1 pseudogene is annotated in these 240 nt (G+C 69.2%); it reads left to right on the top strand.

Going from position 1 to position 240, the window contains the following annotated elements:
* A pseudogene (locus tag KVT32_RS31340) lies at positions 1 to 240 on the top strand (hypothetical protein); the annotation flags it as partial.

Below are 240 nucleotides of genomic sequence, written 5' to 3' on the forward strand. Positions count from 1 at the left end.
CGGTCCTGGTCCCCTCCTTCGTGGCGGCGGCGATCGCCGTGGCTTACGTCTACCGCGACGCCCGCGCCGTGCAGGACCGGAACATGCTCGATACGGCCCGCGCGATGGCCTTGCTGGTCGATAACGAGCTGGAAAAGAAAGAGGAACTGCTGCGCGTGCTGGCCAAGTCGCCGTCGCTGGCCGCGGGCGGCCTGCCCGCGTTTTATGCCCATGCGCGCAGCGTCGTGCCGCCCCCCGAAT

The organism is Achromobacter sp. GbtcB20, assembly GCF_019091095.1.
GTDB lineage: Bacteria > Pseudomonadota > Gammaproteobacteria > Burkholderiales > Burkholderiaceae_B > Achromobacter > Achromobacter mucicolens.